This window comes from Candidatus Pelagibacter sp. (assembly GCF_052049855.1).
GTDB lineage: Bacteria > Pseudomonadota > Alphaproteobacteria > Pelagibacterales > Pelagibacteraceae > Pelagibacter.
Genome location: NZ_JBNGZE010000001.1, coordinates 329,879 through 347,975, shown reverse-complemented (window position 1 = coordinate 347,975; position 18,097 = coordinate 329,879). Strand labels below are relative to the sequence as shown.

Here is an 18,097-nt window from a genome sequence, read left to right as displayed (position 1 = left end):
TAAAAAGATTTTTCTACAACAAAAATACGTTTCTAAATTAAAGTTTGGTTGTAGTGGTTGGGGAAAAAACAATCTACTATCTCTCCCTTTTTAAATTTTGCTTTGCCAGTTGGCAACAAAACCCAAATATTAGAATCTACAAATGATTTAATCCTAAAAGATTCCTGTCCTTCTAAAATTTCAACTTCTAATTTTCCATTTTTAGTTGTGCTTAGTTTGCTTTTAACAAATCTAGTAAACATCTTTTTTTTTATAAAATTATTTTTTAATTTAGCTTTAATCGACTTTTCAGAATTTAAACCTAGAATGTTCTGTATATATGGAAACACAAAAAATCTAAAACATGCTGCGGTGGAAATTGGGTTTCCAGGTAAACCAAATATTACTTTTGATTTACCTTTAAATTTTGCAAATAATATTGGTTTCCCTGGTCTTATTGAAACATTTTTAAATGAGTGAGATAGTTTTAATTTATTTATTACTTTTGGAATAAAATCAAATTTACCTTTTGAAACTGCTCCTGAGGTAATTATTATGTTAGTTTTGGACATGAAAATTTTTAATAGTTTCTTATGAAATTTATCTTCATCATTATCTCTTAAAATTCCTAAATTTTTAAAATTAAATAAAAAGCTATTATTTAAGCTTTTTAAATAATAATGATTTGAGTTTCTTATTTTCCACTTACTAATTTGGTTTTTTTCTGAAATTTCATTGCCAGATGAAAAATAAACAACATTTATTTTTTTTTTTACTTTAATTTTTTCAATACCAAGTACTTTTAAAGCCTTAATGTGACTAGAGTTTATTAAAGTATTTTTCTTAATAACAAGATCTTTGAATTTGTAGTCAGATCCTTTCAATCTCACATTTGCGAATTTTTTATAGGCTTTTTTGATTAGAATATATCTTTGTTTTCCGTCTTTAAGTATAGTGCAGTCTTCGATAGGTATTATTGAATTACTACCATTTGGCATAATGCCTCCAGTCATAATTTCTATAGCTTCGTTTTTTTTTAAAATTTTTCTATATGGTTCTGATCCAGCTGAAATAGATCCTATAATTTTAAATTTTTTGTATTTTTTATGTGAAATACCTTTGGTGAAATTTAATTTAATAGCAAAACCATCTAGTGAAGAATTATTCTCAGAAGGATAATTATTTTTTGCATAAATATTAGATGAGCTGACCCTATTTAATCCACTCATACTTTTAATTATTTCATTAGAAATTTTTATTTTTGATTTTTTTAAAATTTTAAGTGCTTCGTTATATGATTTCATTTATAAATATTATACATTTAACATAGAAAATTTTTATGAATTTAGAAATATTAAAAATTGCATCAAATACTAAGAATTTTAAAGATATAAAAAATTACACTCATTATTCTAAATCAAAAAATCCATTATGTGGTGATGAGATACACATTAAATTAGTAATAAATAATAAAAAATTAACTGATTTTGGTTATCAGGGTAAATCCTGTATTTATTGTCAAGCAACTGCGAGTATTTTGTCTAATAAATTAGTAAATTTTGAAACAATAAAAATTAAAGATTTATGTGACTATGCTAACGCTTATTTTGATGGAAATAAGAATAATTTGAAGAAAGAATGGAGATTTTTAACTAAATTATTAAGTCAAAAAAACGCATCTAGAAAACAATGTATTCTTTTACCTTTTAATGCGTTAGAAAAAATAGTATCTAAAATATAAGTGGGAAATTTAAAACAATCAATCTTTGGTGGAATATTCTCAATAATTACTATTGGGATTTTAACTTTACTAACTTACAAAACAGATTTTGGTATATTTTTAATTGCTTCATTTGGTTCGTCAATGGTATTGCTTTTTGGTTATCCAGAAAGTCCGTTTGCTCAACCTAAAAATGTTTTCTTTGGGCATCTTTTAACTGCTATTGTTGGACTGTTTTTCTTACACTTTATTCCACTACCTTTATTTATAATAATTCCACTTGCCGTTGGTTTTGGAGTTGGTTTAATGATACTATTTAATGTTACTCATCCTCCAGCAGGAGGAAACCCAATAATTGTTATTATTGGCGGCGTTTCTATCGAATACTTACTAAGTCCAGTCATTTCAGGATCAATAATAATAATAATTTTTGCAATAATTCTAAATCGCCTAATCTTGAAGAAAAAATATCCAAGTTAAATTATTTATTTGCTAGCAACTCGATTAGTGTGTTAGATATCCCTGATTTTATTAAAATAGTTTAATTAAAGGAGTATTAATGAAAATACTATGTGTATTATATGATGATCCTAAGGGCGGTATGCCTGAAACTTATCCACTTTCGGATCTTCCAAAACTAGAGAAGTATCCAGATGGAATGACACTACCATCTCCTAAGGGAAGGGATTTTACACCTGGAGAATTACTTGGTTGTGTTTCTGGTGAATTGGGTCTGAGAAAATTTTTAGAGAGTAACGGACATGAATTAATTGTAACAAATAGTAAAGATGGTGATGGATGTGAAGCAGACAAACATATTGTTGATGCAGATATAGTAATCTCTCAACCGTTTTTTCCATACTATTTAACAAAAGAAAAAATAGAAAAAGCAAAAAATCTTAAAATGGCAATTACTGCAGGTATTGGTTCAGACCATGTTGACTTACAAGCTGCAATGGATCACAAAATTGATGTTGTAGAAGTTACTTTCTGTAACTCAAGATCTGTTGCTGAACATATTGTTATGATGATTGTATCTATGGTAAGAGATTATCATAATCAACATAGAATTGTTAACGAAGGTGGATGGAATATTGCAGATGCAGTTCAAAGATCATATGATGTAGAGGGTATGCATATTGGAACAGTTGCAGCTGGTAGAATTGGTTTGGATGCTTTAAGAAAAATGAAACCATTCGATGTACATTTACATTATTTTGATAGACATAGACTTCCTGAAAGTGTTGAGAAAGAATTAAATCTTACTTTTCATGAATCTGTTGAGTCAATGGTAAAAGTTTGTGATGTGGTAACTATCAACTGCCCACTTCACCCTGAAACAGAAAATCTGTTTGATGAAGCTATGATAAGTAAAATGAAAAAAGGAGCTTACATAGTCAACACTGCTAGAGGTAAAATTTGTAATCGAGAAGCGATTGCCAAAGCTCTAGAAAGTGGTCAGTTAAGTGGTTATGCTGGTGATGTGTGGTTCCCACAACCAGCACCAAATGATCATATTTGGAGAAGCATGCCTCATCATGGTATGACTCCTCATACATCTGGAACCTCTTTATCAGCTCAAGCAAGATATGCTGATGGTGTAAGGGAAATATTAGAGTGTTTCTTTGAAGGTAGAGAGATAAGAAACCAATACTTAATTGTTCAGAATGGGCAATTAGCAGGTATGGGTGCTCACTCTTATAGTAAAGGATCTGCTACAAGCGGCTCAGAAGAAGCTGCAAAATATAAGAAAAAATAAATTTAATTTAAAAAAAAAAGCGGTTTATATTCGTATAAATCGCTTTTTTTATGAATAAAGTTAATTGGAAATTTGATAATACTTATTCAAAACTTTCTAAGTCATTTAGGGAGTTAATAAAACCTACTCCTGTTCATAAACCAGAAATAATAATATTTAATCATCAACTTGCTAAAGATTTAAATTTAGATTTTTCTCGTTTAAATAATGAGGAATTATCAAATATTTTTTCTGGAAATGATTTGCCAAAAGAAACTATAACTTTAGCTCAAGCATATGCAGGTCATCAATTTGGTCATTTCACTATGCTAGGAGATGGTAGAGCAGTTTTGCTAGGAGAGCATTTAGATAATAAAAAAAATCGTTATGATATTCAGTTTAAGGGTTCTGGAAGGACCTCCTTTTCTAGAGAAGGTGATGGACGTGCAGCTTTAGCACCAATGTTAAGAGAATACTTAATTAGTGAAGCTATACATGCATTAAAAATTCCAACAACAAGAAGCCTTGCGGTTGTTAAAACTGGAGAAAAAGTTGTAAGAGAAAATCTTTTAGACGGTGCTATTTTGACTAGAGTAGCATCTAGTCATATAAGGGTAGGAACTTTTCAATATATTGCGGCAACTCAAAATATTGAAAATTTAAATACACTTGTAGACTATACAATTCAAAGGCATTACCCTCAATTAACCTCATCTAAGTTTAAAGCTTATGATTTATTGAATTTAGTAATAGAAAGACAATGCAGCCTAGTAGTAGACTGGATGAGGGTTGGATTTATTCATGGTGTAATGAATACTGACAATATGTCAATATCTGGTGAAACTATAGATTATGGACCTTGTGCCTTCATGGATCATTATGATCCAAAAACTGTATTTAGCTCAATAGATAAATTTGGAAGATATGCTTTTTCTAATCAACCACCAATCACCAAATGGAATTTAGCAAGATTTGCTGAGTGCATAGTCCCTTTAATTGATAAAAGTGAGGACTATGCAATAAAATTAGCTACTGATTTAATAGATAATTTCCAAAATATTTATGAGGATAAATGGTTAAAGATGATGAAAAATAAACTTGGTTTATTTGGTGAGGACTATAAAGACAAAAAATTAATTATTGATTTATTGTATTGGATGGAAAAAAATAAAGCAGATTATACAAATACTTTCTGTAATTTAATGGATATCAATTCTAATGAAATCTACAAAAATAATGATTTTATCAATTGGAAAAAAGAATGGAAAAAAAGATCTAAATTAAATAATTCAACTAAGGAAAAACAAGGTAAACTTATGAAAATAAACAATCCAACAGTTATTCCTAGAAATCATAAAGTAGAGGAAGCTTTAGCTGAAGCAGACAAAGGAAATTTAGATAAAATGAAAAAGTTATTAGCTATTTTAAAAAAACCTTATGATAATCAGAATAATATTGAAGAATATCAAGCGCCTGCTCCATTGAGCAATGAAAAATATCAAACTTTTTGTGGAACTTAAATTATAGGACGTAGGGCTCTGGCCTAGCTGATTTGCCTAAAACTCTTTCAACTGCAAAATCACTTATATCAATTGTTTGGTATGCTCCTGTTGTAATAAGCTCAGTTAAGGCTCTACCAATACCTGGTGCCTGCATTAATCCTCGACCGGTAAATCCAGAAGCCATGTAGACATTCTCATATTTTGGATGTTTACCAACGACTGCATTATTATCTAATCTATTACAATCATAATAACCTGCCCATCCACCAGTTAACTTTAATTCTTCAAAGGCAGGTATTCTCTTAGCTAGAGCTGGCCAAACTAACTCCTCAAAATCATTCCAAGCTGGTTCTAAATCTTCAGCATCAAATACGGATATAGGTGATCCTGCTAAATATTCTCCTCCTTCTGGTCTCCAGTAAACACCTGTGGTTAAGTCTCCGCTTAGAGGCATCTCTTTTATATATGTTGGGCATTTAACTCTGAAAACTGTATGCTTTTGTGGAACAACTGGTATATCCTCTAATAATTCTTTTGTCCAACACCCTGCAGCAGAAACAATTGTTTTAGCATTAATTTCAGAAATGCTTTTTACTTCACCTTTAATAAATTCAGCTCCAAGCTCTATAGCTTTGCTCTTTAGGGCACTATGAAACATAAATGGATCAATCCATCCTTCACTTTGGTTATCTGTATAAGTTGCTGTTTCAATTCCCTCACTATTAACATAAGGAAAAACTTTAGATAATTCTGAGCCTTTAATATTTTTTGTTCCTGCGTCACAATCTTTATGATTTTCTAATGCTCTATATTGCTCTTCAGCATGTTCGGGTCCAAACATTAAAAGATATCCATTTGTTACCATACTAGCTGTAGGGTTAGGATTTTTTTCTGTTTTTAATAATTCTGGTATTTGAAAAATAAATTCTCTTGCAAATTTTCCTAACAGAATATTTTCTTTTTGGAAAAATTGTCTACGAAATCCACCTAGGGATAATGGAAATGAAGCTGTTTTATAAGTAGGATCCCTTTCAATAACTTTTACTTTTCTTCCCTCTTTAGATAAAAAATAGGCTGTTGCTGCCCCAATTATTCCACCGCCAATTACTACAACATCGTCCATATCTAATTTAATATAATCAAGCCTGTATTCAGAATTAGTGCAAAGCTACACCAAAGTAAATATGGAATCATTAAGTAGGCGCTCAACATCTTGACGCGTTTAAACCTTAAAATTAGGTTAATTATCAGTGCTATTAGAATGATTAATACTAATAAAGCCAAGGCCATATTATGAAAAACAAAGAAAACTACACTCCAAGTTGTATTGAAAACTAAATGAATAAAATAAATATAAACTGTATTCCTATCACTATAATTTGAATGCCAATAAAGCCATATAGCGACGGTCATCATTAGATAAAGAGATGTCCAAACAGGACCAAATATCCAATCTGGTGGATTAAATGTTGGTTTATTTAGTAGTGAGTACCAAGGTTCTTTAAATTTAATAGTAGCTAACCCTCCAATCAATGAGGCAGAGAATGTAATAGCAAGAAACGATAGAAATGTTAAAAATTTATTTTTAAGCATGATAAATATATACATAACAAAAAATGAGTAAAAAAACTATTTGGATTACAGGAGCTAGTAGTGGCATTGGGAAAGCATCTGCAATTAAATTTGCTGATGAAGGATGGAAGGTTCTTATTTCAGCTAGAAGAGCTGAATTATTAAATGAACTTTCAAAAAATGAAAATATTTTTTCATATCCTTTAGATGTTACGAATATGGCACAAACTAAAGAAGTATTTAGTAAAATAATCAATGATCATGAAAATATTGACCTATGTTTGTTTAGCTCAGGAACTTATGAAAGAAAATCTGAGAAAGAATTAATAGTAGAAAATATCAGACATGTTATGGAGGTAAACTTTATTGGAGTAATTAATTGTGTGAGTGTGGTTGAAAAATATTATAAAACCAAACAAAACGGTCATGTTGCAATTGTTTCATCGCCAGTTGGTTATAGAGGTCTTCCAAAATCATCGGGATATACCCCCTCTAAAGCTGCACTTAATAATTTCACTCAAGGAATTTATTTTGATTTCAAAAAATTTAATATCAAGGTTACACTAATAACTCCTGGATTTATTAAAACAGCTCTGACAGATAAAAATGAGTTTAAAATGCCTTTTTTAAAGTCTACAGAATATGCAGCAGATGAAATTTTTAATGGATTAACTAAGAAAAATAATTTTGAAATAATTTTTCCTAATCAAATAAAATTAATCTATAAAATAATTCAAATACTGCCAAACAAAATCTATAATTACTTAATTTCTAAGTACGTAAATCGTTAATCCTTTACAAACACAACTGTAAGCTCAGCTACTTTAAAACCAAACTTAGTCATGGTTGCTCTATTTATTGCAACCCTATCGTCTTGCTTAAAAATCCAGTCATCAAAAGTAATTTTTATCTCTTTACCTTTGACTGGGACTAATAAAACATACTCAAATTTAAAGGCTGATCCATAAGAATAACCTTTTGCTTTACCTACAACATCACCTGCTGTTCCTTCATAATTATGCTCGTCAATTTTGTTTATTGTCCATTCTCGGTCTTGAACTTCACCATCATCCCAATTAAATTTTTCTTTAAGAATTAGCTGCTTTCCATCCCAAGTTCCATTTAAGTCTGCAGAAAATTGTCTTGTAACTTTTCCTGATCTGTTTTGTAAAACACCCCAAGCCTTAACATTTCCAGATAAATATTCTTCAATGATTAATCTCGGTTCTTTATTTTTAAAATCTTCTGGTTTCATAGCGCTATTATTCGAGCAACTTGTAATTAAGAATAATAAAATTATCAACGAAATTGGCTTAATAATTTTTATATGTCGCATAAATATCTCCATCATTTTATTTATTTTGCATTGAAAACTGAATTAGATCTATATTTTTTGACTTAAATCCTGCTTCACAATAAGAAAGGTAAAACTCCCACATTCTTTTAAATGTTGAGTCAAAACCTTGATTTTTTATTAAATCCCATTTTTTTAAAAACTCATTTCTCCATATAGCCAATGTATTTGCATAATGATCAGCATAAGAAATATATGAATTAACAGTTAAACCGTTGTCAGAAACATATCGATTAATGCTATTTTTATTTGGCAAAAAACCACCTGGAAAAATATATTTTTGAATAAAATCTTGTTTGTTTTTATATCTATCAAATAACCTATCATCGATAGTAATTGCTTGAATAGCTGCTTTGCCACCATCAGATAAGTTATTTTTAATAGTTTTAAAATAACCCTCTAAATAATTTTGACCAACTGCCTCAATCATCTCTATAGAAGCAATTGAATTGTATTTGCCTTTAAGATCTCTGTAATCTTTTATTTCAATATTTACTTTTTCGTTTAAACCACAATTAAAAATTCTTTCTTTTGCGTATTCAAATTGTTTTTTTGATATTGTAATACAGTCTAGTTTAACATCGTATTTTTTACCTAGATACTCGGCAAAACCTCCCCAACCACATCCTATTTCTAAAATTTTGTCACCATTATTAGGTTTAATTAGATCAATTAATTTTTGATATTTGTTATTTTGAGCATCAGATAGATTTTTTGATTTATCATCAAAAATAGCGCTAGAGTATGTAAGTGTGTCATCTAACCAAAGAGAAAAAAAATCATTACCTAGATCATAATGTTTAGCAATATTTTCTCTGCTTCTACTTTTTGTATTTTTAATAATTTTATTTTTTACAAAATTAATTATTGGAAAATCAAGAAGGCCTGAGAATTTATGTATTACTTCTATATTTCTTGCAGTTAATTCAATTAAATTTGATAAGTTATTAGTTTCAAATTCACCTCTCATGTAGCTCTCAGCAAATCCAATACTACCACCTCTAATTAAATTATAATTAAAATCTGGTTTTTTGATTGAAATATTTGCATGCAATTTTTCATTTGGATTTCCAAACTTTAAAACTTTTCCATCATGTGTAGTAAGCTCTAGATAACCATAATTTAATTTATTAAGGAATTTAAAAACTAATTTATCTGCAGTGTTATTTAAAAACATTAATTTTCTACTGTTATATTATTTTTAATTTTAAATTTTTTTTTAATAAATTTAATTCCTTTAAACCACAATTTAAACGCTTCAAAATGTATCGCAGAGATAATTTTAAATGTCATTAAAGGGTGTTTAAGATAAGAATTCATTAAGTTTTTACTTGTTAAAGCAGATCTTTCACCATCTTGAGATGCAAAAAGAATTTTTCCTTCTTGATCATATTGATCAATTACAACTGACAACTTCTGTTCTGGATTTAATATTCTAAAAAAATAATTACAATCCATTTCAATAAATGGTGAAACATGAAATTTTTTTGAGCAATTATTTTGAATTAATTTATTTTGTCCCTCTACTTTAAAAACATAAGTGTGTTGCTCACCAAATGTGTTTTTAACCTCATATAATATAGAGATTAAATTATCATTATTATTGTATACGAAAAAAATACTTAATGGATTAAAAACATAGCCAAATATTCTTGGATAGCATAAAAGTTTAACTTTTATTTTGTCTGTACTGATTTCGTTATTAATTAGATTTTTTTTTACCCACTCAAAAAGAGATGACCCATCACGGTCACCATGATCTTTTTCGTAAAAACTAATAAGATTAAATTTATTTAATGAAAAAAATTTTAATTTATCATTAAGCTCATTTAGCTCTGATAGATCAATTAAAAGTGAAAATACTTTATATTTAAAAAAATGTTCTTTTGGTTTGAATCTCTTATGGATTACATTTCCATTATATATACAAGAACTAATCATTAAGGTTTTTCAGCATTTCAAGAGATGATTTTATTCCATCTTCATGAAATCCGTAACCAAAATAACTGCCACAAAAAAGTAAATCTTTTTGATTTTGTATTTTAATAAGCTCTGATTGAGCATCTAATGCTTTTTGATCGTAATATGGATGTGTAAATTTTACTTTTTTCAATATTTTTTTCTCATCAATATTGAAGTAAGGATTTAGTGTTAAGAAAATATTTTCATCACACTTTAAATTTTGCAATAAATTTAACCAGTAGGTTATTGAATTTTTCTCTAAATTCTTGTCATCTATTGATGAATTCCAAGAAGACCATGCTTTTTTATTTTTTGGCATGGCCCGCTGATCTGTATGTATGTAAGCTATATTTTCTTTATAGCTAAAATTCGAAAGAATATTTCTCTCATCCTCAGTTGGATTTTCAATTATCTTTAAGGCTTCATCAGCATGTGTTGCCAAAATAACCTTGTCATAATCAAAAAATTCACTTTCTCCACCGTAATATAAATCTAGTCCTGAAATTTTTCTTTTAATTTTTGTGACTTTATAATTTTTATAATGTTCCCCACTTAATTGTGAAATTATTTTACTAACATAGGTTCTGCTTCTATTGGTTACTGTGTACCACTGTGGTCTATTTTTCAATTTAAACAAACCATGATTTTGAAAAAATCTAAGAAAAAAACTAATTGGCATTTTACTTGCTTCATAAGGGGGCATAGACCAAATTGCAGATACCATTGGTATTATATGATAATCAACAAATGTTTTAGATAATTTATTAATTTTTAAATATTCACCTAAGGTAATTTTGTCATTGGATATGGATACTTGATCACTTTTTTTATAAAATTTAATTATATCAAAAAACATTTTTAAGAAATCAATGTTAAATAGATTTGATTTATTGCAGAAAATCCCACTTAATCCTTTTCCACAATATTCAAATTCCGTATTATCTACTGAAACTGAAAAAGACATGTTACTTTTTTCAATTTGAATATCATTTTCCTTAAAAAAATTAATTAAATTTGGATAAGTTTGAAAATTAAAAACAATAAAACCAATATCTATTGAAACTTTTTTTTCATCAAAAAACAAATCTATTGTATGAGAGTGTCCACCAAAGTGATCCTCTCTCTCAAAAAGATCTACGTGATGTTTTTTAGATAAATAATAAGCAGAACTTAGTCCAGAAATACCTGAGCCAACAACAGCAATTTTCATTAATTACTATGCTGCATCTTCTTTAAACTCATCCATGCTTGGACAGGTACAAAAAATATTTTTATCTCCATATACGTTATCAACTCTTGCAACCGGAGGCCAAAATTTATTTACTTTTAAGAATTTTGCTGGATATGCAGCTTGCTCTCTTGAGTATTTATGATTCCATTCATCTGAAGCTAATTCTATATCAGTATGAGGTGCATTTTTTATAGGGTTATCAACTTTGTCAAACTTGCCTGACTTGACCATATCTATTTCTTTTTTAATGCTAATCAAAGTGTTACAAAATCTATCTAGTTCAGATAAACTCTCACTTTCTGTTGGTTCAATCATCATTGTTCCGGCAACTGGCCATGACATTGTTGGTGCATGAAATCCATAATCTATTAATCTTTTAGCTATATCCTCTTCTGAAATACCTGTGTCACTTTTAATAGATCTAATATCAATAATACATTCGTGTGCTACATTACCATTTGAACCCTTGTAAAGAATTGGATAATGGTCTTTTAATCTGTATGCAATGTAATTTGCATTTAGGATTGCAATTTGTGTTGCAAGTTTTACACCCTCTGATCCCATCATCTTAATATACATCCAAGAAATAGATAAAATACTTGAGCTTCCCCATGGAGCTGCTGAAACCGCACCTATTCCACTTGCTGGTCCACAATCTTTTACAACCGGATGATTAGGGAGATAAACTTGTAGATGTCTTTTACATGCGATAGGTCCCATTCCAGGTCCTCCTCCACCATGCGGAATACAAAATGTTTTATGCAAGTTTATATGACAAACATCAGGACCAAAATTTCCTGGTTTTGCTACACCAACAAGTGCATTTAAGTTTGCTCCATCCATATAAACTTGACCACCATGTTGATGAATTATTTCGCATATATCTTTAATTTTTTCCTCAAATACTCCGTGAGTAGACGGATAAGTGACCATTAATGCTCCAAGATTCTCAGAATGCATTTCTGCTTTTTTCTTTAAATCCTCAAAATCAACATTTCCTTCTTTGTCACAATCAACAACGACAACTTTCATTCCTACCATTTGTGCGCTAGCAGGATTGGTTCCATGTGCTGAGCTTGGTATTAAACATATATTTCTATTTTCTTCCCCTCTATCTAAATGATATTTTCTTATTACCATTAAGCCTGCATACTCACCTTGAGCTCCTGCGTTTGGCTGAAGTGAAACACCTGAAAAACCAGTTATAGATCTTAGCCAATTTTTAAGATCAGTGAACATTTCTCTATATCCCTCCATTTGTTCAACTGGTACAAATGGATGAGGCTCTGCCAATTCTCTCCACGAAATAGGTATCATTTCTGCAGTGGCATTTAATTTCATAGTGCATGAACCCAAGGCGATCATTGTTCTATTAAGGGCTATATCCTTATCTTCTAACTTTTTAAGGTATCTAAGCATCTCTGTCTCTGAGTGATATGAATTAAAAACAGGATGTTCTAAATATTTTGAAGTTCTTAATAAATTTTTAGGTAAATTTGGTAAACTTACAGTAGGATCTTCTTTTTTAATTGATTCTGCGGCATTAAAAATTTTTAGAAGTTGATTTACTCTATAAACATTTTTTCTTTCATCGAAAGAAACAGACAGCATTTCTGAATTTACTTTTCTAATATTTACTTTTTGATCTAGAGCATTTTTGAAAATCTGATCAGTCTTTTCTTTGGTGATAATAGTTACAGTATCAAAAAAATAGTCTGAGTATAATTCATATCCAGATTGCTTTATTTTATCAGCAAAATTTTTTGCTAGTTGAGATACTCTTTCAGATATGCTTTTAATTCCATCCGGACCGTGATAAATGGCATATGCTGCTGAAACAATCGCCAGTAAGGCTTGAGCAGTACAAATATTACTTGTGGCTTTGTCTCTTCTAATGTGTTGCTCTCTAGTTTGTAATGATAATCTATAAGCCTTGTTTCCATGTCTATCTACCGAAACGCCAACAATCCTACCTGGCATAGATCTTTTATATTCATCTTTTGTTGCAAAAAAGGCTGCATGAGGTCCTCCATATCCCATTGGAATACCAAACCTTTGGGAGCTACCGACTGCAATATCAGCTCCAAGCTCTCTAGGTGTTTTTAGCATAGATAGTGCAAGAAGATCACAAACTAAAATTGCTTTTCCGTTTTTTTTATGAATTTTGCTTATAGCCTCGCTAGGATCTTTAATATCACCTAAAGTTCCTGGATATTGTAAAACTCCACAAACAATATCTTCTTTTAACTGCTCAAGAACTTTGTCCTCATTTCCAACAAGGACTTTAAGACCCATCGGCTCTGCTCTAGTTTGAATAACATCAATTGTTTGGGGATGACAATTCTCTGAAACAAAAACTAAATTACTATCACTTTTATTAAGTCTATGACTTAAACCCATAGCCTCAGCAGCTGCCGTTCCTTCGTCAAGTAAAGACGCATTTGCTATATCCATTCCTGTAAAATCAACAATCATTTGTTGAAAGTTTAATAGCATCTCTAATCTACCTTGAGCTACTTCAGGCTGATAAGGTGTATAAGATGTATACCAACCCGGATTTTCTAATATATTTCTTAAAATTACATATGGTGTGTAGGTTCCATAATAACCCATTCCGATAAAATTTGAGTAAATCTGGTTTTTTTTTGAAATTGACTTTAATTTTCTTAAAGCTTCATATTCTGAATTTGGTTCACCAATATTTAATTCGCCTTTAAACTGAATTTTTTCTGGTATGGTACTATTAATAAATTCTTCTAATGACTTAAAGTTTAGAGCTTTAAGCATTTTTTCTTGATCCTTTTTCGATGGACCTATGTGTCGTCTTATAAAATCTTTTTGTGAATTATGTAACATTAGCTTGATGTCTCCTTTGCAAATTTATCGTATTCTTCTTTATTCATTAAAGTATCTAGCTCAGATGAGTCTTTAATTTTCAATTTAAAAAACCATGCACCACCTTCAGGGTCCTCATTAATTTTGGCAGGATCATCTACAATAGATTGATTGGTGTCTACCACTTCACCACTAACTGGAGTATAAACATCACTAGCAGCTTTTGTAGACTCTACGACTCCTGCAGTACCATCCTTTTCAACATTAGATCCTTTTTCAGGAAGTTCTGCAAAAACTATATCACCAAGCATTTCTGTTGCATGTTTTGTAATTCCTATTGTGGCCACATCTCCTTCTAAAGTAATCCACTCGTGTTCCTTCGAAAATTTTACTTCGCTCATTAATTTACTCCTTTCACATAATTTTTTTTATAAAATGGTAATGCACAAACATTAGCTGGATATTTTTTTCCTCTTACCTCGAGTAAAATCTTAGTATCAATTTTTGAAAATTCTTTATCTACATAGCCCATGGCTATAGGGCCATTTACACTTGGTCCAAAAGTTCCACTTGTTATTTCGCCTATTTGTGTGTCTAAATCTTTAAATATTTTTGTTTTTTCTCTAGCAATCAATCTTCCCTCAGGTTTAATGCCTACTCTTACTTGATTTGCTCCATCTTGCATTTGGTTCTTAATTTTCTCTGATCCAATAAAACCTCCATTTGATAATCTAGATTTTGAAATTGCCCATTTAAGATTTGCCTCAACTGGTGTTTTATTAATATCTAATTCGTGACCATATAAACATAATCCAGCTTCCAATCTTAAGGTATCTCTTGCCCCAAGTCCTATAAGTTGTGCACCCTTTTCAATTAAATTTTGAACAAATTCCTCAGCTTTATCATTTGAGATTGAAACTTCAAATCCATCTTCTCCTGTATAACCAGATCTTGTGACAAATAATTTTTGATTATTCACATCAAACCAATTTCCTGTCATAAAATTTAATTGATCAACCCCATTAATAACTGAATTTAAAATTTCAACTGATTTGGGTCCTTGAATTGCTATCAAAGATCTATTGTTGTCTAAAATCATTTTAAATTTCTTACCTAATAGATTGGATAAAATCTCAAAATCCTTTTCTTTGCATGCAGCATTTAAGATAATTAAGTATCCCTCCTCAATTTTGGTAATGATTAAATCATCGTAAATTCCAGCGTCTTCATTCATCAAAAAACTATACTTAGAGTTGTTCTGTTTTAGATTTTTTAAATCTAAAGGAAAAATTTTTTCTAATTCTTCTGTTAAGCTTTCATCGCCATATATGAATAATTGACCCATATGAGATACATCAAATATTCCAGAATGTGATCTTGTGAATTTATGCTCCTCAATAATACCTTTGCTATACTGGATAGGCATTTCATAACCAGCAAATTCAACAAATTTAGCTTGATTGTTTTGATGTAGTTTATTCAGTGATGTTTTTTTAATTTCCATATTAACTCTTTTTTGCCCCCTCTGTCTTGGTGCCTGAGAGATTTGCTCCTTCGGCGAGAATAATTCTCTTTCCAGAGTTAATATGTACGGTCCTTTTGCCTGAGAGTTTCCGGGGTGGTTGCTCCTTCGGCGCTACAAGAGTAGTCTCTCCCGTATAATTATTTATAGCACATTTTAGATTTTAATGTGAAATTATTTAGCTAACTTTTTAACAATTAATGGTGACAAAAACTGCGTCACTACAGCTGATATAACCACAGCACCCCCTATTAATACTGAGAGTGGTGGATTCTCATTTACAAACATCCATGCCCAAAAGGGCCCTAGAACTGCTTCTGTTAACATAATTATTCCAACTATTGCTGAAGGAGTTGATCTTGCTCCGATTGTTATTAGTATGAAGCCAAGTCCGACTTGAAAAAATCCAGCAATAAAACCTAGAAAAATATCATGTGATGAAACAATAATAGTTGGTGACATAATCAAACCTATTAATGTTGCAAAAATTCCAGCAACTAATTGTAAAGGAATCATATCTACTTCAGGATATTTTCTCACAATTAAAATTAAAATTGCAAATGAGATTGGCATAATAAATGCAACTAGATTTCCAGTCATTTGTCCAGGTGTTAGTGTACTTCCTAACATTAAAATAATTCCAACCACTGCAGTAAGAATGCAAAGTAAAGTGATTTTAGAAATTTTTTCTTTTAAAAATACATAGCCAAAAATTGCTAAAAACAATGCTTGAGTTTGTATTATAAAGTTTGCATTTGCTACAGTTGTTTCATACATAGCAAATACGTAACTTGCAAATCCAATTGATAAAATTATGCCACCAAATAAACCTGGAATTCCAGATTTATAAAGAACCTTAAAAATATTTCCTTTATAAGAAATTGCTAGAAAAATTGTAATGACACCTATAAAAAAGAGTGATCTCCAAAATAATATTTGCCAAAGAGTAGATCCATCAAAAGATTTAACAATTAAACCTCCAAAACTTAATGCACATGCTCCCAAAAAAACTAAAAAAGGACCTGGTATTTTTGATAAAAAATCCATTAGATTTGTGAAAGTAGATTTTGAGTTTCCATTTCATATAACTTAAATAAAGTCTCTGCATCAGATAAATTAATCTCTTTAAACTTTATTTTTGAACCAGGTGACATCTGCACTAATCGGTCATAATCTACACTAGCAACTACTCCTATTTTTGGATATCCACCAATAGTACCGTGATCTGAAAGCATTATGATTGGATTTCCATCTGGAGGGACTTGGATTACACCCTTAATCAATCCCTCAGATTTAATATTAGTATTCACTATATTATCTATTTTAGGTCCTTCTAATCTCATACCCATTCTGTCTGAAAGTTTCGATACTGTGAATTCTTTATCATAAAATATTTTTTTACCTTCCTCAGAAAAGTACTCAAAATTAGTACCTTTGATCACTCTTATATTTTCTATTTTGCTATTAGTGTAATTAGTTTTTTTAATATCTTTATTTGCATTTATTTTTATTAAATTAATTTTTTGATCTGTTTCTAATTTTTTTCCATCATTAGATCCAATATTTGCCTTAGTATTTATAGAACAACTATTCCATTGAAGTTTAAGATCAAATTCACCACCTAGAGCTAAATAGCCATAGACTGACTTATTTGTAGAAATGATATTTATTTCATCTCCATTTTCAATTTGATAACTTTTGTAACAATGACCTTCAATTTCAGCATTTTTTTTTTTTATTGAAAAAATTACATCTCCAGTGATAGCAATATTAATTTTTTCTCCTAAATATTTAATATGAGGACCTTGGTAAGCAAACTCAATCACTGCTGAATTTAAATTATTGTTAACAAGCTTGTTTGCTATAAGAAAATTTCTATTATCCATGGCACCACTAAATGGTATGCCAATATGATAAAGATGATCCCTGCCCTTATCTTGAAAAGTGGTATTAATTCCAGATCTAATTATATTTATATGATTATCGCTCATTAAAATTTTTGTATTGGTCTAAGGTAATTTCCTTAAAAATTACTGTATCTCCTGGGTTAATTAGATTTGGTTTATCTTCTTTCGAACTATCAAAAACCTCTAAAGGTGTATTTCCTAAAATATTCCACCCACCTGGACTTTCAAATGTATAAATATTTGCAAATTGCTCAGTGATTGCTACTGATCCTTTAGGAACTTTAACTCTTGGAGTTTCTAAACGTTGAGCTTGCATATTTTCATCTAAGTCACCAAGAAAAGGCATACCAGCGATGAAACCTGTCATATAACAAAAATACTCTTTATTCAAAAATTTCTCTAAAATTTTTTCTCTACTTAGTTTTAATATTTTTTCCAATCTTTTAATATCCATTGAGAAATTTTCATCACAGCAAACTGGTATTTCTAATTTTTTAGAATTTATGTTTTGAGAGTCCTCAAGATCAATATTTTCTACATAATTTTTAACCTGTTTAAAACTTGTTTTATTAAGATCGAAAGAAATAATTAATTTATTATAAGAAGGAGTTAAATTATTAATTCCCTCAATATTATTTTTTTTAATAGTTTTAAAATATTTTATTACTTTTGAATTGATTGTTTTGTTTACTTCATTACCAAAATCACAGTATACAGCTGCGTCACCAAGATTTGATATATTTTTTATCATGCCATGTTATACTCAACATTATAG

Annotated in this window: 18 protein-coding genes and 1 riboswitch; of the genes, 5 read left to right on the top strand and 13 right to left on the bottom strand. The window is 29.8% G+C overall.

The window, feature by feature from the left end:
- Positions 1-32: 32 nt before the first annotated feature.
- Positions 33-1,283, bottom strand: a complete 1,251-nt coding sequence (locus tag ACTT9X_RS01830) for a molybdopterin molybdotransferase MoeA (RefSeq protein WP_440933991.1) — start codon at positions 1,281-1,283, stop codon at positions 33-35.
- A gap of 35 nt (positions 1,284-1,318) precedes the next feature.
- Between ACTT9X_RS01830 and ACTT9X_RS01825 the strand changes: the two genes are divergently transcribed.
- The 4 genes from ACTT9X_RS01825 to ACTT9X_RS01810 all read left to right on the top strand — a co-directional run bounded on the left by ACTT9X_RS01825 (position 1,319) and on the right by ACTT9X_RS01810 (position 4,957).
- Entirely contained in the window at positions 1,319-1,720 is a 402-nt protein-coding gene (locus tag ACTT9X_RS01825; RefSeq protein ID WP_440933990.1) for an iron-sulfur cluster assembly scaffold protein, read from the top strand.
- Positions 1,721-2,179: an HPP family protein gene (locus tag ACTT9X_RS01820; RefSeq protein ID WP_440933989.1), complete on the top strand. Its 459-nt coding sequence runs from the start codon at positions 1,721-1,723 to the stop codon at positions 2,177-2,179.
- Between the two features lie 79 nt (positions 2,180-2,258).
- Positions 2,259-3,458: an NAD-dependent formate dehydrogenase gene (locus ACTT9X_RS01815; RefSeq protein WP_440933988.1), complete on the top strand. Its 1,200-nt coding sequence runs from the start codon at positions 2,259-2,261 to the stop codon at positions 3,456-3,458.
- 50 nt (positions 3,459-3,508) lie between these two features.
- Positions 3,509-4,957: a protein adenylyltransferase SelO gene (locus ACTT9X_RS01810; RefSeq protein WP_440933987.1), complete on the top strand. Its 1,449-nt coding sequence runs from the start codon at positions 3,509-3,511 to the stop codon at positions 4,955-4,957.
- Between the two features lies 1 nt (position 4,958).
- Here the strand turns inward: ACTT9X_RS01810 and ACTT9X_RS01805 are convergent, their stop codons facing one another.
- Both ACTT9X_RS01805 and ACTT9X_RS01800 read right to left on the bottom strand, forming a co-directional pair.
- The gene (locus ACTT9X_RS01805; RefSeq protein WP_440933986.1) at positions 4,959-6,062 is read right to left on the bottom strand and encodes an NAD(P)/FAD-dependent oxidoreductase; all 1,104 of its coding nucleotides are present in this window, start codon (positions 6,060-6,062) and stop codon (positions 4,959-4,961) included.
- Positions 6,063-6,064: 2 nt separating this feature from the next.
- Complete coding sequence (locus ACTT9X_RS01800) at positions 6,065-6,532, bottom strand: TspO/MBR family protein (RefSeq protein ID WP_440933985.1); 468 nt, start codon at positions 6,530-6,532, stop codon at positions 6,065-6,067.
- Positions 6,533-6,555: 23 nt separating this feature from the next.
- Between ACTT9X_RS01800 and ACTT9X_RS01795 the strand changes: the two genes are divergently transcribed.
- Positions 6,556-7,302 (top strand): SDR family NAD(P)-dependent oxidoreductase, encoded by a 747-nt coding sequence (locus tag ACTT9X_RS01795; protein WP_440933984.1) that lies wholly within the window; start codon positions 6,556-6,558, stop codon positions 7,300-7,302.
- Here ACTT9X_RS01795 and ACTT9X_RS01790 read toward each other — a convergent pair.
- From ACTT9X_RS01790 to ACTT9X_RS01745, 10 genes are all read right to left on the bottom strand, one after another.
- Positions 7,299-7,847 (bottom strand): DUF3833 domain-containing protein, encoded by a 549-nt coding sequence (locus ACTT9X_RS01790; protein ID WP_440933983.1) that lies wholly within the window; start codon positions 7,845-7,847, stop codon positions 7,299-7,301. The two genes, ACTT9X_RS01795 and ACTT9X_RS01790, sit on opposite strands and share 4 nt — an antisense overlap.
- A gap of 16 nt (positions 7,848-7,863) precedes the next feature.
- The gene (locus ACTT9X_RS01785; protein ID WP_440933982.1) at positions 7,864-9,042 is read right to left on the bottom strand and encodes a class I SAM-dependent methyltransferase; all 1,179 of its coding nucleotides are present in this window, start codon (positions 9,040-9,042) and stop codon (positions 7,864-7,866) included.
- On the bottom strand, positions 9,042-9,806 hold the full coding sequence (locus ACTT9X_RS01780) for a DUF1365 domain-containing protein (protein ID WP_440933981.1): 765 nt from the start codon (positions 9,804-9,806) through the stop codon (positions 9,042-9,044). The genes ACTT9X_RS01785 and ACTT9X_RS01780 overlap by 1 nt, the downstream gene beginning before the upstream one ends.
- The gene (locus ACTT9X_RS01775) at positions 9,799-11,037 is read right to left on the bottom strand and encodes an NAD(P)/FAD-dependent oxidoreductase (protein ID WP_440933980.1); all 1,239 of its coding nucleotides are present in this window, start codon (positions 11,035-11,037) and stop codon (positions 9,799-9,801) included. Before ACTT9X_RS01775 ends, ACTT9X_RS01780 begins: the two co-directional genes overlap by 8 nt.
- Before the next feature lie 6 nt (positions 11,038-11,043).
- Positions 11,044-13,914, bottom strand: a complete 2,871-nt coding sequence (gene gcvP / locus ACTT9X_RS01770) for an aminomethyl-transferring glycine dehydrogenase (RefSeq protein ID WP_440933979.1) — start codon at positions 13,912-13,914, stop codon at positions 11,044-11,046.
- Positions 13,914-14,294, bottom strand: a complete 381-nt coding sequence (gcvH, locus tag ACTT9X_RS01765) for a glycine cleavage system protein GcvH (protein WP_440933978.1) — start codon at positions 14,292-14,294, stop codon at positions 13,914-13,916. The genes gcvP and gcvH overlap by 1 nt, the downstream gene beginning before the upstream one ends.
- Positions 14,294-15,397, bottom strand: coding sequence for a glycine cleavage system aminomethyltransferase GcvT (gene gcvT, locus ACTT9X_RS01760; RefSeq protein WP_440933977.1), 1,104 nt, complete (start codon positions 15,395-15,397; stop codon positions 14,294-14,296). The genes gcvH and gcvT overlap by 1 nt, the downstream gene beginning before the upstream one ends.
- A gap of 77 nt (positions 15,398-15,474) precedes the next feature.
- Positions 15,475-15,560, bottom strand: a riboswitch (glycine riboswitch).
- A gap of 29 nt (positions 15,561-15,589) precedes the next feature.
- The gene (locus tag ACTT9X_RS01755) at positions 15,590-16,462 is read right to left on the bottom strand and encodes a DMT family transporter (protein WP_440933976.1); all 873 of its coding nucleotides are present in this window, start codon (positions 16,460-16,462) and stop codon (positions 15,590-15,592) included.
- Positions 16,462-17,406, bottom strand: coding sequence for a biotin-dependent carboxyltransferase family protein (locus tag ACTT9X_RS01750; RefSeq protein ID WP_440933975.1), 945 nt, complete (start codon positions 17,404-17,406; stop codon positions 16,462-16,464). Before ACTT9X_RS01750 ends, ACTT9X_RS01755 begins: the two co-directional genes overlap by 1 nt.
- Positions 17,396-18,073 carry a 5-oxoprolinase subunit B family protein gene (locus tag ACTT9X_RS01745; protein ID WP_440933974.1) on the bottom strand — a complete coding sequence of 226 codons (678 nt, stop codon included), beginning with the start codon at positions 18,071-18,073 and terminating at the stop codon, positions 17,396-17,398. Before ACTT9X_RS01745 ends, ACTT9X_RS01750 begins: the two co-directional genes overlap by 11 nt.
- Between the last annotated feature and the right edge of the window lie 24 nt (positions 18,074-18,097).